13 protein-coding genes are annotated in these 11787 nt (G+C 71.0%); 2 read left to right on the forward strand and 11 right to left on the reverse strand.

The annotated features are described in order from the left end of the window. On the forward strand, window positions 1–932 hold a 932-nt coding region (locus NS331_RS13810), incomplete at its 5' end, for an amidohydrolase (protein ID WP_058642560.1). On the opposite strand, the gene NS331_RS13815 is transcribed toward NS331_RS13810, so the two are convergent. From NS331_RS13815 to NS331_RS13850, 8 genes are all read right to left on the reverse strand, one after another. Continuing rightward, entirely contained in the window at window positions 920–1108 is a 189-nt protein-coding gene (locus NS331_RS13815; RefSeq protein WP_058642571.1) for an oxidoreductase-like domain-containing protein, read from the reverse strand. The genes NS331_RS13810 and NS331_RS13815 overlap by 13 nt on opposite strands. Window positions 1109–1251: 143 nt before the next feature. Further along, window positions 1252–1971 (reverse strand): GntR family transcriptional regulator, encoded by a 720-nt coding sequence (locus tag NS331_RS13820; RefSeq protein WP_193758108.1) that lies wholly within the window; start codon window positions 1969–1971, stop codon window positions 1252–1254. Beyond that, complete coding sequence (locus NS331_RS13825) at window positions 1943–2773, reverse strand: ABC transporter ATP-binding protein (protein ID WP_082702470.1); 831 nt, start codon at window positions 2771–2773, stop codon at window positions 1943–1945. The genes NS331_RS13820 and NS331_RS13825 overlap by 29 nt, the downstream gene beginning before the upstream one ends. A 13-nt stretch (window positions 2774–2786) precedes the next feature. After that, the gene (locus NS331_RS13830) at window positions 2787–3551 is read right to left on the reverse strand and encodes an ABC transporter permease (RefSeq protein ID WP_058642562.1); all 765 of its coding nucleotides are present in this window, start codon (window positions 3549–3551) and stop codon (window positions 2787–2789) included. After that, on the reverse strand, window positions 3551–4675 hold the full coding sequence (locus NS331_RS13835; RefSeq protein WP_193758109.1) for an ABC transporter substrate-binding protein: 1125 nt from the start codon (window positions 4673–4675) through the stop codon (window positions 3551–3553). The genes NS331_RS13830 and NS331_RS13835 overlap by 1 nt, the downstream gene beginning before the upstream one ends. Window positions 4676–4874: 199 nt before the next feature. Continuing rightward, complete coding sequence (locus NS331_RS13840; RefSeq protein WP_058642564.1) at window positions 4875–5579, reverse strand: phosphoribosyltransferase; 705 nt, start codon at window positions 5577–5579, stop codon at window positions 4875–4877. Between the two features lie 97 nt (window positions 5580–5676). Beyond that, on the reverse strand, window positions 5677–7032 hold the full coding sequence (locus tag NS331_RS13845; RefSeq protein ID WP_058642565.1) for a tetratricopeptide repeat protein: 1356 nt from the start codon (window positions 7030–7032) through the stop codon (window positions 5677–5679). Between the two features lie 70 nt (window positions 7033–7102). Beyond that, entirely contained in the window at window positions 7103–7501 is a 399-nt protein-coding gene (locus NS331_RS13850; RefSeq protein ID WP_058642566.1) for a tautomerase family protein, read from the reverse strand. A 111-nt stretch (window positions 7502–7612) separates the two neighbouring features. On the opposite strand from NS331_RS13850, the gene NS331_RS13855 reads away from it, so the two are divergent. Then, window positions 7613–8479: a LysR family transcriptional regulator gene (locus NS331_RS13855; protein ID WP_058642567.1), complete on the forward strand. Its 867-nt coding sequence runs from the start codon at window positions 7613–7615 to the stop codon at window positions 8477–8479. Window positions 8480–8551: 72 nt separating this feature from the next. Here the strand turns inward: NS331_RS13855 and NS331_RS13860 are convergent, their stop codons facing one another. The 3 genes from NS331_RS13860 to NS331_RS13870 all read right to left on the reverse strand — a co-directional run. After that, the gene (locus NS331_RS13860; protein ID WP_058642568.1) at window positions 8552–10042 is read right to left on the reverse strand and encodes an ABC transporter substrate-binding protein; all 1491 of its coding nucleotides are present in this window, start codon (window positions 10040–10042) and stop codon (window positions 8552–8554) included. Window positions 10043–10135: 93 nt separating this feature from the next. Further along, window positions 10136–10954: an ATP-binding cassette domain-containing protein gene (locus tag NS331_RS13865; protein WP_058642569.1), complete on the reverse strand. Its 819-nt coding sequence runs from the start codon at window positions 10952–10954 to the stop codon at window positions 10136–10138. Between the two features lie 73 nt (window positions 10955–11027). After that, window positions 11028–11787 (reverse strand): ABC transporter ATP-binding protein (locus NS331_RS13870; RefSeq protein ID WP_058642570.1); only part of this gene is annotated, 760 nt, incomplete at its 5' end.

An 11787-nucleotide genomic window follows, 5' to 3' on the forward strand; every position in this document is an offset into this window, starting at 1 on the left:
TGACCGCGACCACCGGCCTGCCCTGGGCCAGCCGCCAGCCCGGCCGCATGCATGCCGGCGGCCACGACGGCCACACCGCCACGCTGCTGGCAGCGGCGCAGGTGCTGGCCGCGAGCCGGGCCTTCAGCGGCACGCTCAACCTCATCTTCCAGCCCGCCGAGGAAGGCCTGATGGGCGCCAAGCGGATGGTGGAAGAAGGGCTGTTCGAGCGCTTTCCCTGCGATGCCGTCTATGCGTACCACAACGAACCCGGCTTCCCGGCCGGGCGCTTCGGCTTCCTGCCCGGGCCGATCTACAGTTCGTCCGACACGGCCGTCATCACCATCGAAGGCAAGGGGGGCCATGGCGCCATGCCGCACACCACGGTGGACCCGGTGGTGGTGGCCGCGCACCTGATCCTCGCGCTGCAGACGCTGGTCTCGCGCGAGGTGGACCCGAACGACATGGCGGTGGTGACGGTCGGCTCGGTGCATGCGGGGCAAGCGCCCAACGTGATACCCAACACGGCGGAACTCAAGCTCACCATCCGTGCCCGGCGGCCCGAAGTGCGAGCGCTGCTGCGCGACCGCATCACGGCCATGGCCCAGGCCCAGGCGGCGGTGCATGGCGCCACCGCGAAGGTCGACTACCAATGGAAGATGCCGCCCTGCGTCAACGACGCCGGTGCCACCGCCTTCGCGCACGAGGTCGCGCTGCGCACCATGGGCGAGCGCGCGCTCATTCCGGACATGGCGCCGCTGCAGGCCAGCGACGACTTCGCCTTCATGCTGAACGAGGTGCCGGGCTGCTACTTCATCGTCGGCAACGGCGACGGCACGCCGGGCAACGGGCCGGGCTGCATGGTGCACAACACCGGCTACGACTTCAACGACGAGATCCTGCCCAGCACGGCGAGCTTCTGGGTGTCGCTCGCGCAGGCCTACCTGCGCTGAGCCTCGTGCGCGGCCCCGGCCGCGGTCAGGGCCTCCTGCGCATCCTCCATCCACCAGTCGGCGGCGGCATAGAAGCCGTCCCACACGCAGCCGTTGCAGCCGCGGCCGCAGCAGGTGGTGGGCTCGGGCGGCGGCGCCCGCAGCGCCACGCCGGCGGCCTGGGCGCGGGCCTGCATGGTCGCGAAGAGCGCGCGTATCTGCGGCAGCGTGGTGGGAGCGTGAGCGTTCACGGATGCTGAAAGTCATGGCCCATGCCCAAGATCCGCCCCGGCGGCGCGGCCTGGCACAGGCGCCGCGCAGTGTAGGTGTCGGCGCGCGTTCAATCGGTGTCGGCATGGTGGCGCAGGTACAGCGCCAGCACGATGTCGCGCACGCTCTGCACGTGGGCCTCGACGGCCTGCGCCGCAGCCTGCCCATCGCCCGTGCGGCAGGCGGCCACGATGGTCCGATGGTCCTCGTTGGAGCTGCGGTTGAAGCCTGCCAGGGACAGCTGCATGAACGACATGCGCTGGATGTGGCCCTGCAACAGGGTGAGGATGTTGCGCGACAGCGGCAGATCGGCCGCGGCATAGAGCAGGTCGTGGAAGCGGGTGTTGCACTCGCTGAAGCGCCAGGCATCGGCGGCGTCGTCCATGGCCTGGATCAGGGCCTCGGCCTCGTCCAGCATGGCCGACGTGAGCCGCGGGGCGGCGGTGCGCATCAGGTGCGGCTCGATCATCAGGCGCAGGTCGAAGGCATCGCGCAGCTGCGCGAGCGTGAGCGGCCGGACGATGGCGCCGCGGTTGAGCTGCAGCTCGACGAAGCCCTGTGCCTCCAGCGTGCGCAGCGCCTCGCGCACCGGGATCTTGCTCACCTGGAACAGCGCCGCGAGTTCGTCCTGCCGCAGCGCGAGGCCGGGCGCCAGCAGGCCGCGCACGATGGCCTGGTGCAGCACGTGGACGATGTCGTCGGTGGAGGGCCGCGCGCCCGTTGCGCCCAGACGCTCGCGCACCAGACGCGCGAGCGGCGAATCAGACGTCGTGCCCGCCATGGCCTTCATGGATCTTCTCGCGCACGAAGGCGCAGATCTGGTTGAACACCGGGTCCTCCTGCAGCCCGGCATGGCGCGGCCGGACCAGCGGCACGCGGATGTCGGCCACGATGCGCGAGGGCCGCGCGTTCATCACCAGCACGCGGTCGGACAGCAGCACCGCCTCGCGGATGCTGTGGGTGATGAAGACGGCGGTGCGGCGCTGCTGCTGGTCCCACAGCCGGGCCAGCGCCAGGTTCATGTCGTCGCGGGTGATGGCGTCCAGCGCCGAGAATGGCTCGTCCATGAGCAGCAGGCGCGGGTCGTGGATCAGCCCACGGCAGATGGCCACGCGCTGGCGCATGCCGCCGGACAGCTCGGCCGGGCGCTTGTCGCGGAAGTCCCACAGCCCGGTCAGGCGCAGCAGGCGCTCGGCTTCGGGCTGGAACTCGGTCACGGGGCGGCGGTGGGCGCGGATGGGGAAGAGCACGTTGTCCAGCACGCTCTTCCACGGCAGCAGCGTGGCGTCCTGGAACACGTAGCCGAAGTCGCGCCGCGGCCCATCCACGGGCGTGCCGCCGACGCGGATGCGGCCGGTGCTGGGCGCTTCCAGCCCGCCGATCATGGCCATCAGCGTGCTCTTGCCGCAGCCGCTGGGGCCGACCAGGCTGACGAAGTCGCCCTCGTCGATATCGAAGTCGGCGTGCTCGACCGCATGCACGGCGCCGCTGCGGCCGGCGTAGGTCTTGCCGGCGTCCTGCACGCTCAGGTAGCTGGCCGTGCGGTCAGGGGCGGTGCTGGCGGGCAGCAGCCAGGCGGGTGGGTTCGTCATGGGCGGCATGGCGTCAATGCCCGAAGCGGCGCTGGGTCCAGCGCTCCAGCAGCGCCACCAGGCCGTAGAAGGCCAGGCCGAAGAAGCACAGCACCAGGATCGCCGCCAGGATCAGCGCCGTGTCGGCCTGGGCCGAGGCGAACAGCACGAGGTAGCCCAGGCCGGCCTGCGAGGTGATGAACTCGCCCACCACCACGCCGATGATGGCGAAGGTGGTCGCGATCTTCATGCCGCTGAACACGTAGGGCAGGGCATGCGGCAGCCGCACCCAGGCGAAGACCTGCCAGCTCGAGGCGGTGAGCGCGCGGCACAGGCGCAGCAGCGATTGGTCGACGTGGTCCAGCCCGGCCAGCGTGGCGATCACCACGGGGAAAAAACTGATGAACACCGAGAAGGTGAGCCGCGACTGGAAGCCGATGCCCAGCCAGACGATGAACAGCGGTGCCAGCGCGATCTTGGGGATGAGCTGGAACAGCACCACGTTGGGATAGAGCATGTCGCGCATCAGTGCCGAGGCGCTGAGCAGCGCGGCCAGCGCCACGCCCAGCAGCGAGGCGATGGCGAAGCCGGCGACGCTTTCCCACACCGTGGGCCAGGCATGCTGCATGAGCAGCGGGAAGGTGTCGATGAGGCGCGCCACCACCGCGCTCGGTGCCGGCAGCAGCACCTCGCGGATGGCGAACAGGCGCACCGCGGCTTCCCAGGCGAGCAACGTGGCGAGGGCGAAGAGAATGGGCAGGCCGATGCGCCGCAGCGCGCTGCCGGCAGCGCCCTCCATCAGGCCATGCCCACCATCTTGGCGTAGGGCGCCACGTTGCGCCGCACGGCGTCCCATTCGGCCGTGCTCAGCCTGATGCGGCCGGCGAAGCGGTTGGTGGCCAGGTCTTCGGGCACCAGCGGCTTGGCATCGGCCCTGAGCGCGCCGGCGCGGGCGGCCAGCGAGATCATGCCGGCCAGCTTGGGAATGCTGCTGTAGCCCATGCCGTGCTCGATGGCCTCGGGCGCCACCATGGTCGCCTGGGCCAGGCCCTGCGACAGGCGGGCGTTCTCCTTGCCGCCCTTGGCGAGGGCGATCTCGGGCTGGGCCTTGAACAGGATCTCCAGCGACTCTTCGGGCTTCTTGAGCGTGTAAACCACCGATTCGAGGATGCCGTCCACCATGGCCTGGCAGAGCCCGGGGTCGGCCTGGATGGTCTCGGTGCGTGCGATGACCTGCGCCGCGTACAGCTCGATGCCGGCGGCAGACCAGGGGATGAAGCGGGTCTTGACGCCCAGCGAGTCCAGTACCGGGATGCTGGACGAGCCGATGGCCGTGATGGCGTCGACCTGCCGGTCCATCAGGGCGCGCTCGATTAGCCGTGCATCGAGCTGCTGGCGCGTGACTTTGGAAAGATCGATGCCGGTCTTGGCGGCATACGCGGCCCAGTAGGGCGATTCGGCCGAGGTGGCCACGGTGCCGACGCGCTTGCCTTCGAAGTCCTTGGGGCTGCGGATGGGCGAGTCGGCCAGCACCAGGTTGCCCATCAGCGAGTCGTAGCCCACGGTGGCCAGCGCCTGCAGCGGTAGCCCGCGCGCCATGTTGACCAGCGTGCCGCCGAAGAACACGACGCCCAGATCGAACTGCTTGTTGGCCACGGCCTGGGCCGCGGCGACCGAACCATTGCCGCGCGAGACGGTGAGGTCGATGCCGCGCTTCCTGAAGAAGCCCAGCTCCTTGCCGACCATGGGCCAGTAGTTGGAGCCGTTCACCACCCAGGGCAGGGTGATGCTGATGGGCCGGGTCTGCGCAAAGGCGGGGGCGGCGAGCGCGGCACCGGCGGCGCCCGCGGCCTGGAGCCAGCGGCGACGGGTGAGGGCCGCCGGCGGGCGGGCGGCGGACATGTACGAGGCGCGTGGGGACATGCGGGGCTCCATCGCAGACGCCGGCGCTGCAGCGCGCCGAAGGCGCGGGCCGGCCTTGGCCGGCTTGCATGCACCAGAACGTATACGAAAAGGGATACGACGGGATGGACCGACTGCGTCAAGCAGATTGCGTACCACCTCGACATGGAAGCCGGCAGTCCGGCCGCGCGTCCTCTCCGCGACCCGCTTCGTCCCGGCGTCAGTCCCTTGGCACCCAGCCGTCGTCCGTGGCGCGCAGCAGCGGACTGTCGAACACGCCGACCACACGCGCCGCGCGCCCGGCGCCCAGTGTGTCGCGCCAGCGGCGGCCCTGCAGCATGGCGACGCCGACGGCCTGGACGTCGACGCCCAGCGATTCCAGCATGGTCCACGGCGCCAGCAGCGTGCGGCCGCTGCTGACCGCATCGTCCACGATCACGGCCCGGCGGCCCTGCACCAGCGGCAGCAGGTGCGGGTCGAGGTACACCCGCTTGCCGGGCGTCGGCGTGGTGATGGACTGCACCGCGCCCGACAGGGCCTCGTCGTACCAGAACTTGCGCGAGTAGCCCAGCGGCACGTAGCGCGCATGGCCCAGGTGCCGTGCCACCAGCGGCGCGAAGGTCAGGCCCAGCGTGGGCAGGCCGATCACCACCTCGGGCGCGAGCGGCGCGAGGCGCTCCGCCAGCAGGCGGCCGAGTTCATCGACCACGGCCAGCGAGGCCTGGTTGCACAGGAAGGAGGCCACCGCCAGGCCGGGGTCGTCGGCCATCTGGCGGATGGGCAGCATGAGCACCCGCCCGTCCGGCAGGCGCGCAGGCACGCCGTGGCGCCAGGGTGGGGCGGGTGCCGCGACGTCGGTGGCCGGCAGCAGCTGCTGCCAATAGTGGGTGGTCGGTTCGGTGAAGTGCGGAACGGGCGTGCTCATGGGAAGGTCGTGCGGTGGGGGCGGCGCGGACGCGAGCGTAACGGCGATGGGCACGGCCGTCGGCGCGGACCGTGCGCGCCTCAGGCGGCCGAAGCCGTCAATGCACCTCGGGCGGCAGTCCCAGCCCGGCATGGATGCGGTCCGCCAGCCGGGCCAGCCGCCGCGACTCGGGCTGGCCGTTGCGCTGCGGCTGCACCACGTCCAGCGCCTGCGCCAGGTGGCGGCCGTCGCCGCTGCGCACCAGCGCATCGATGTGGATCTGGCCGAAGAGGTCGCGCTGCGCATGGCTGCCGCCGATCTCGATCATGCGCGGCAGCGCCAGGCCCAGGCCTTCGGCGGCACGCGGGAAGTCGCCGCGGGCATGGGCCACCAGCCCGTGGGCGGCCGGCACGCACACCTTCTGCCACGCATGGCGGCTGGCCTCGGGTGCGTGCGGTGCGAAGGCCTCGATGCGTGCCAGCAGGGCATCGGCCTCGGGCCGGCCGGCGCGGGCCAGGCCGTAGAGGTACTGCAGGTCCAGGAAGGGCAGCACCTGGTCCTGCGTGTGCTGCGCCAGGTAGCCGCCCAGCTCGGTCCATCGATCGCCCACGTCCTGGCCGGCCAGCTCCAGCCGCGCGAGCAGCGAGACGGCTCCGATCTGGTCCTGCGAATAGGCCTTGGCCACGCCCCAGCAGTGCGTGTCGTGCACGGCCAGCGCCTCGTCGGCGCGGCCCAGGTCGATGAGGAACAGCGCCAGGTGCCACCAGTTGTGCGTGACCATGAAGGAGTTGAGGCCCGTCCAGGTCTCGCTCACGTCCTCCATGAAGGCCAGGCCCTCGTGCAGCCGGCCTTCGGTGAGCATCACGTGCGCCAGCGCATGGTGGGCCCAGGGTTCCTTGCGAAGCAGGCCGATGGCCCGGCGCGCGGCGGCTTCGGCCTCGCGCAGGCGGTGGCACTGTTCGTAGCCGAAGGCCACCATGCCGTGCAGCTGCGGCACGTCCGCCGCGTCGGGCAGGGCCGCCAGGCCCAGGCGCAGCATGCCGGCGCAGTCGCCCAGGTTGAAGCAGTGGTACTGGCCGAGCTTGACCGAGACCAGATCGCGGGGGAATTCGTTGGCCTGTTCCTGGTGCAGCTGGATGGCGCGCTGCAGGTCGCCATCGACCCAGGCCGCGACGGCGGCGATGAAGCGCTGCTCGCGCGGGGTGGTGCCCGCAGCGCCCGCCAGGGCGCGCGCGATGTGCGGCCGTGCGGCGGCCGGGGCGTCGCCGGTCTCCGCGAACATCTGCAGCGCCGCGGCACAGGCCTGGAACAGCGGCGCATCGTCGTCGTGCCCTTCGGTGACCAGGCGGGCCGCCGTGGATTCGCAGGCCAGGAAGCCGTGGGCGAAGTCGTCGATCAGGCGCCGGCTGGTGGGGTCGCTGACGCTGATGGGGTTGCCGAAAGGATCGGTGGGGCGGGCGGTGGCAGCGGGCATGGACCGATTCTGCCGCCGGGCCGTGGCGCATGCCGGCGGCGGGGTGTCGCGTGCCCGCGGCGCACGGGTGTCAGACGCCCGCGGCCTGGTGCCGGTACTCCTGTGTGCGCCCGCCGTAGCCGTAGGCCGCCGCCCGCGCATCGATCACATGGGCATAGCTGACCTCGTGGAGCTCCGGCCGCAGCGCGGACATGGCCGCATGCAGCTCGCGCAGGAAGGCGGCCTTCTCGGCCTTGGTGTTGGTCTCGTCCGTCACGCTGATTTCCAGGTGGTAGGCGCTGCGGCCCTGCGCCTGCAGGCTGCGGCCGCCGATGAACCACTGCGCGGCCGGGATGAACTGCACGGCGATGGCGATCACCTCGGGCTTCTTGCCGAGCAACCGCTGGGTCAGGTCACTGACGGTTTCGGCGGTGGCGGCAGCCAGGGCGGCATCGGGCTCGCCCGAGAGGTGGATGACGATGTGCGGCATGGTGCGGTTCCTGAAGGGGTGTAGGGAAGGTCGCCATTCTTCGGTGCGGCTCGTCATCGGAAAAGCGGGAATCGATAATGCGATCCATCGTATTCGCCGATGGATGGAAACATGCGCCACTTCGACATCGAGCAGCTGCGCACCCTGGTGGCCGTCGCCGACGGCGGCAGCGTCACGGCCGGCGCAGCGCGTGTCTTCCTGTCCCAGTCCGCCGCCAGCGAGCAACTGCGCAAGCTGGAGGAGCGGGCGGGCCAGGTGCTGCTGCTGCGCGGCAAGGCCGGCGTGCAGCCCACGCCGGCCGGCGAGCGGCTGCTGGCCCATGCGCGGCGCCTGCTGGCGCTGAGCGAGGAGGCCTGGCGCGATCTGCAGGGCGTGCCGCTGGCGGGTGAACTGCGCCTGGGCGTGACCGACTACTTCCGGCCCGGCGAACTGGCCGCCCTGCTGGCGCGGCTGTCGGTACAGCATCCGCGCGTGCGGCTGCGCGTGATGGTGCGCAAGAGCAGCGAGGTGGAGGCGGCGCATGCGCGCGGCGAGATCGACCTGGGCGTGTCGATGGCGGTCGCCGTGCCGGGCCGCCGTGCCGCCAAAGGCGAGGTGCTGCTGCGCACCGAGCCGCTGCGATGGATGGCCGCGGCCGGCTACCGCATGCCTGCGGGCGAACCGCTGCGGCTGCTGGCGCTGCCGGACACCTGTGCGCTGCACCAGTTCGCGGTGGGCCTGCTGGCGCGCCGCAGCAAGGCGCACACGGTGGTGCTGGAGGCCTCGGGCGTGGCCGGCCTGCAGTCGGCGCTGGTGGCCGGGCTGGGCGTGGCCTGCCTCAACGAATCGGCGCTGGCGCCGGGCCTCGCGCCGCTGGCCGCGCCGCACGGGCTGCCGGCCTTGCCGGTGGCCCGCTTCCATCTGCTGGCGCCGCGTGCGGGCGAGGCGGAATTCGTCGGCCGTGCGCGCGAGCTGCTGATCACCCAGCTTGCCGGCTGAACGGCCCGGGCGCGTGGCGCCAGGCCGGAGAAGGCCGGCGAGCCCTGCGCCGGGCCCGCCCGCCCAAGCGCCTCAACCCCAGTGCAGCGCCGCGAGGTCGTTGCAGAAGATGGGCATCTGCGTCCACAGTCCCTTGACGCTCTTCTTGGCGATGACCGGGAACTGCGGCTGGTACATGAAGCCATTGGCCGCGTCCTGGGCCAGCAGGCGCTGCGCATCGCCCAGCAGCTTGTTGCGCTCGGCGGCGTTGCCGGTGGCCTTGATCTTGTCGAAGAGCTGGTTGAACGCCTTGTTGTCGTAGCCCCAGTAGTAGTCGGGCTTGGCGTAGTTGCCCAGGTCGAAGGGCTCGACATGGGAAATGATCGACAGGTCGTAGTTGTGGCCGCCGCCGTAGGTCTGGCTCAGCCACTGGGCCCATTCCACGTTCTGCGTCTTGACGGTGATGCCGACCTTGGCCAGCTGCGCCACGACCACCTCGCCACCCTGGCGGGCGTAGGGCGGGGGCGGCAGCGTCATGGTGAGTTCCAGCGGCAGCTTGACGCCCGCCTCGGCCAGCAGCTTCTTGGCCTTCTCGGGGTCGTAGGGGTTGATGCCGGTGGTGTCCACGTAGCCGGGGGCGCCGGGCACGTAGTGGCTGCCGATGGGCGTGCCGAAGCCGTCGGCGGCGCCGTCGATGAAGGCCTTGCGGTCGATGGCGGCGAGGATGGCGCGGCGCACGCGCACGTCGTCCAGCGGCTTCTTCTTGCTGTTGATGGCCACGATGGTCTTGGCGCGCGAGCCGCCCAGGATCACCTGGAACTGCGGATTGGCCTTGAACTGCGGCACCACGCGCGTGGCGATGCGCGGGAAGGCATCCACGTCGCCGGCCATCAGCGCGGCGGCCTGCGCGGCCGGGTCGGAGATGAAGCGGAAGACGATCTTGTTGATCTTGGCGAGCTTCGGGTCGCGGAAGCCGTCCCACTTGCTCAGCGTCAGCGTGGAGCCCTTGGCCCATGCATCCAGCTTGTAGGGACCGGTGCCCACGGGCTTGGTGGCGTTGCCGTCGGCGCTCTTGGGCTCGACGATGACCGAGGTGGCCTGGCCCAGCACGAAGGGCAGGTCCGGGTCGATCTCCTTGTTGATCAGCACCACGGTGTAGTCGTCCACCGCCTGCGTGCTGATGTTGGCGAAGGTGCGCTTGTCCTTGTTGGTGCTCTTCTCGCCGCCGGCGCGGTCGAAGCTGAACTTGACGGCCTGCGCGTTGAAGGGCTCGCCGTTGCTGAACTTGACGTTGCGGCGCAGCTTGAAGGTGTAGGTCTTGAGGTCGGGCGAGATCTCCCAGCTTTCGGCCAGCAGGGGCGTGACGCTGCCGTCGGCGTTGATCTTGGTCAGCGTCTCCAGGATGTTGTAGAGCACGACTTCGCCGATGGCGGAGGCGGCGCCGGCGGTCGGGTCCAGGCCCGGCGGCTCCAGCGTCATGCCAAGCACCATGGTGTCCTTGCGGCTCTGGGCCAGCGAGGCGAGGGGGCTGGCCAGCGCCACCGAGGCGCTGCCGGTGACCAGGAGGGTGCGACGATTCAACATGGTGGTGATCTCCGAAAAGACTGACGGAAACGGGTCACGAGCGGCCGGCGGCCCCTCGGCGCGGGCCATTGTGGCCCAACTCTGGAGCGGCTTTCAGGCCGCGTGCAGCACGTCGCCCGCGGGGGCGTGCTGTACCGCCTCGAGCAGGCTGCGGGTATAGGGATGCTCGGCCTCGCGGAACAGCCGCTCGGGCGGGCCCTGCTCGACGATGCGGCCCTTGAGCACCACGCAGACGTCGTCGCACAGGTGGTTGACGACGGCCAGGTCGTGGCTGATGAGCAGGTAGCTCACGCCGAACTGCTGCTGCAGGTCCTGCATGAGGTTGAGCACCTGGGCCTGCACCGACACGTCCAGCGCGCTCACCGGCTCGTCGGCCACGATGAGCTTGGGCCGGGTGATGAGGGCGCGCGCGATGGCGATGCGCTGGCGCTGGCCACCGGAGAACTCGTGCGGGTACTTGTCGATGTCGGTGCTGCGCAGGCCCACGGCGGCGAGCGCTTCGGCCGCCCGCTCGCGCTGCTCGGCGCGCGAGGCATCGGCCAGCGCCTCCAGCGGCTCGGCCACGATGCGGCCCACCGTCTGGCGCGGGTCGAGCGAGCCGTACGGGTCCTGGAACACCATCTGGAAGTCGCGCCGCGCGGTGCGCAGCTCGGTGGCGGGCAGCCGGTGCAGGTCGCGGCCCATCAGCTCGATGCGGCCGGACGTGGGCTTGTCCAGCGCCATCACCAGCCGGGCGATGGTGGACTTGCCCGAGCCCGATTCGCCCACGATGCCCAGGCTGCGTCCGGCCTGCACCTCGAAGCTCACGCCGTTGAGGGCCTTGACGGTGGGCGGCGGCGAGAAGAGCTTCTCGCGCGGCAGCGGGTAATGGCGAACGAGGTCGGTGACCTTCAGCAGGGGCGGGGTGCTCATCGGAAAGCCCTGGACAGGAGGGAGGCGCCACGGACGGCCGTGTATGCACCTGCGGTTCGGCCTGGGGCGGTGCTCACGCCGTGGCCCCTTCGGCCGCGGCGACGGCGTCCAGCCGCAGGCAGCGCACCGCATGGTCGCCCGGCAGCTGCGTGGGCGGCACCGGCGTCGTGTGGCAATAGTCTTCGGTGAAGCTGCACCGGCCCGCGAACGGGCAGCCGGCCGGCAGGTCGACCAGCTCGGGCACGCTGCCGCGGATGGTGGCCAGCCGGCCACCGCGCGGCGCGCCCAGCACCGGCCGGGCCGCGAACAGGCCCTGGGTGTAGGGATGCGCCTTGGCGGCGAACACCGAGGCCGTCGGCCCGCTCTCGACCACGCTGCCGCCGTACATCACCAGCATGCGCTGCACGTTGTTGGCGATCACGCCCAGGTCGTGCGAGATCAGGATCAGGCCCATGCCGCGCTCGCGCACCAGGTCCTGGATCAGGTCGAGGATCTGCTTCTGGATGGTCACGTCCAGCGCCGTCGTCGGTTCGTCGGCGATCAGCAGGTCGGGCCCGCAGGCCAGCGCCATGGCGATGCCGATGCGCTGGCGCTGGCCGCCGGAGAACTGGTGCGGATAGGCGTCCAGCCGCGAGGCCGCATCGGGAATGCCCACGCGGTCGAGCAGGGCCAGCACTTCCTTGCGCGCCTCGGCCTTCGACAGGCCGCGGTGCAGCCGCAGTGGCTCACCCACCTGGCGGGCGATGGTGTGCACGGGGTTGAGGGCCGTCATCGGCTCCTGGAACACCATGCCGATGCGGTTGCCGCGGATGCCGCACAGCGCCTTCTCGGGC

This window comes from Pseudacidovorax intermedius (assembly GCF_001476815.1).
GTDB classification, from domain to species: Bacteria; Pseudomonadota; Gammaproteobacteria; order Burkholderiales; family Burkholderiaceae_C; genus Xenophilus; species Xenophilus intermedius_A.

What these genes read in the sequence shown, in the direction of transcription:
- NS331_RS13855 (WP_058642567.1), top strand. Translation starts at nt 7,613, where the DNA reads ATGCGCCACTTCGACATCGAGCAGCTGCGCACCCTGGTGGCCGTCGCC.
- NS331_RS13815 (WP_058642571.1), bottom strand. Translation starts at nt 1,108, where the DNA reads ATGCAGGCCCGCGCCCAGGCCGCCGGCGTGGCGCTGCGGGCGCCGCCG.
- NS331_RS13820 (WP_193758108.1), bottom strand. Translation starts at nt 1,971, where the DNA reads ATGAAGGCCATGGCGGGCACGACGTCTGATTCGCCGCTCGCGCGTCTG.
- NS331_RS13840 (WP_058642564.1), bottom strand. Translation starts at nt 5,579, where the DNA reads ATGAGCACGCCCGTTCCGCACTTCACCGAACCGACCACCCACTATTGG.
- NS331_RS13850 (WP_058642566.1), bottom strand. Translation starts at nt 7,501, where the DNA reads ATGCCGCACATCGTCATCCACCTCTCGGGCGAGCCCGATGCCGCCCTG.
- NS331_RS13825 (WP_082702470.1), bottom strand. Translation starts at nt 2,773, where the DNA reads ATGACGAACCCACCCGCCTGGCTGCTGCCCGCCAGCACCGCCCCTGAC.
- NS331_RS13845 (WP_058642565.1), bottom strand. Translation starts at nt 7,032, where the DNA reads ATGCCCGCTGCCACCGCCCGCCCCACCGATCCTTTCGGCAACCCCATC.
- NS331_RS13830 (WP_058642562.1), bottom strand. Translation starts at nt 3,551, where the DNA reads ATGGAGGGCGCTGCCGGCAGCGCGCTGCGGCGCATCGGCCTGCCCATT.
- NS331_RS13865 (WP_058642569.1), bottom strand. Translation starts at nt 10,954, where the DNA reads ATGAGCACCCCGCCCCTGCTGAAGGTCACCGACCTCGTTCGCCATTAC.
- NS331_RS13860 (WP_058642568.1), bottom strand. Translation starts at nt 10,042, where the DNA reads ATGTTGAATCGTCGCACCCTCCTGGTCACCGGCAGCGCCTCGGTGGCG.
- NS331_RS13835 (WP_193758109.1), bottom strand. Translation starts at nt 4,675, where the DNA reads ATGTCCCCACGCGCCTCGTACATGTCCGCCGCCCGCCCGCCGGCGGCC.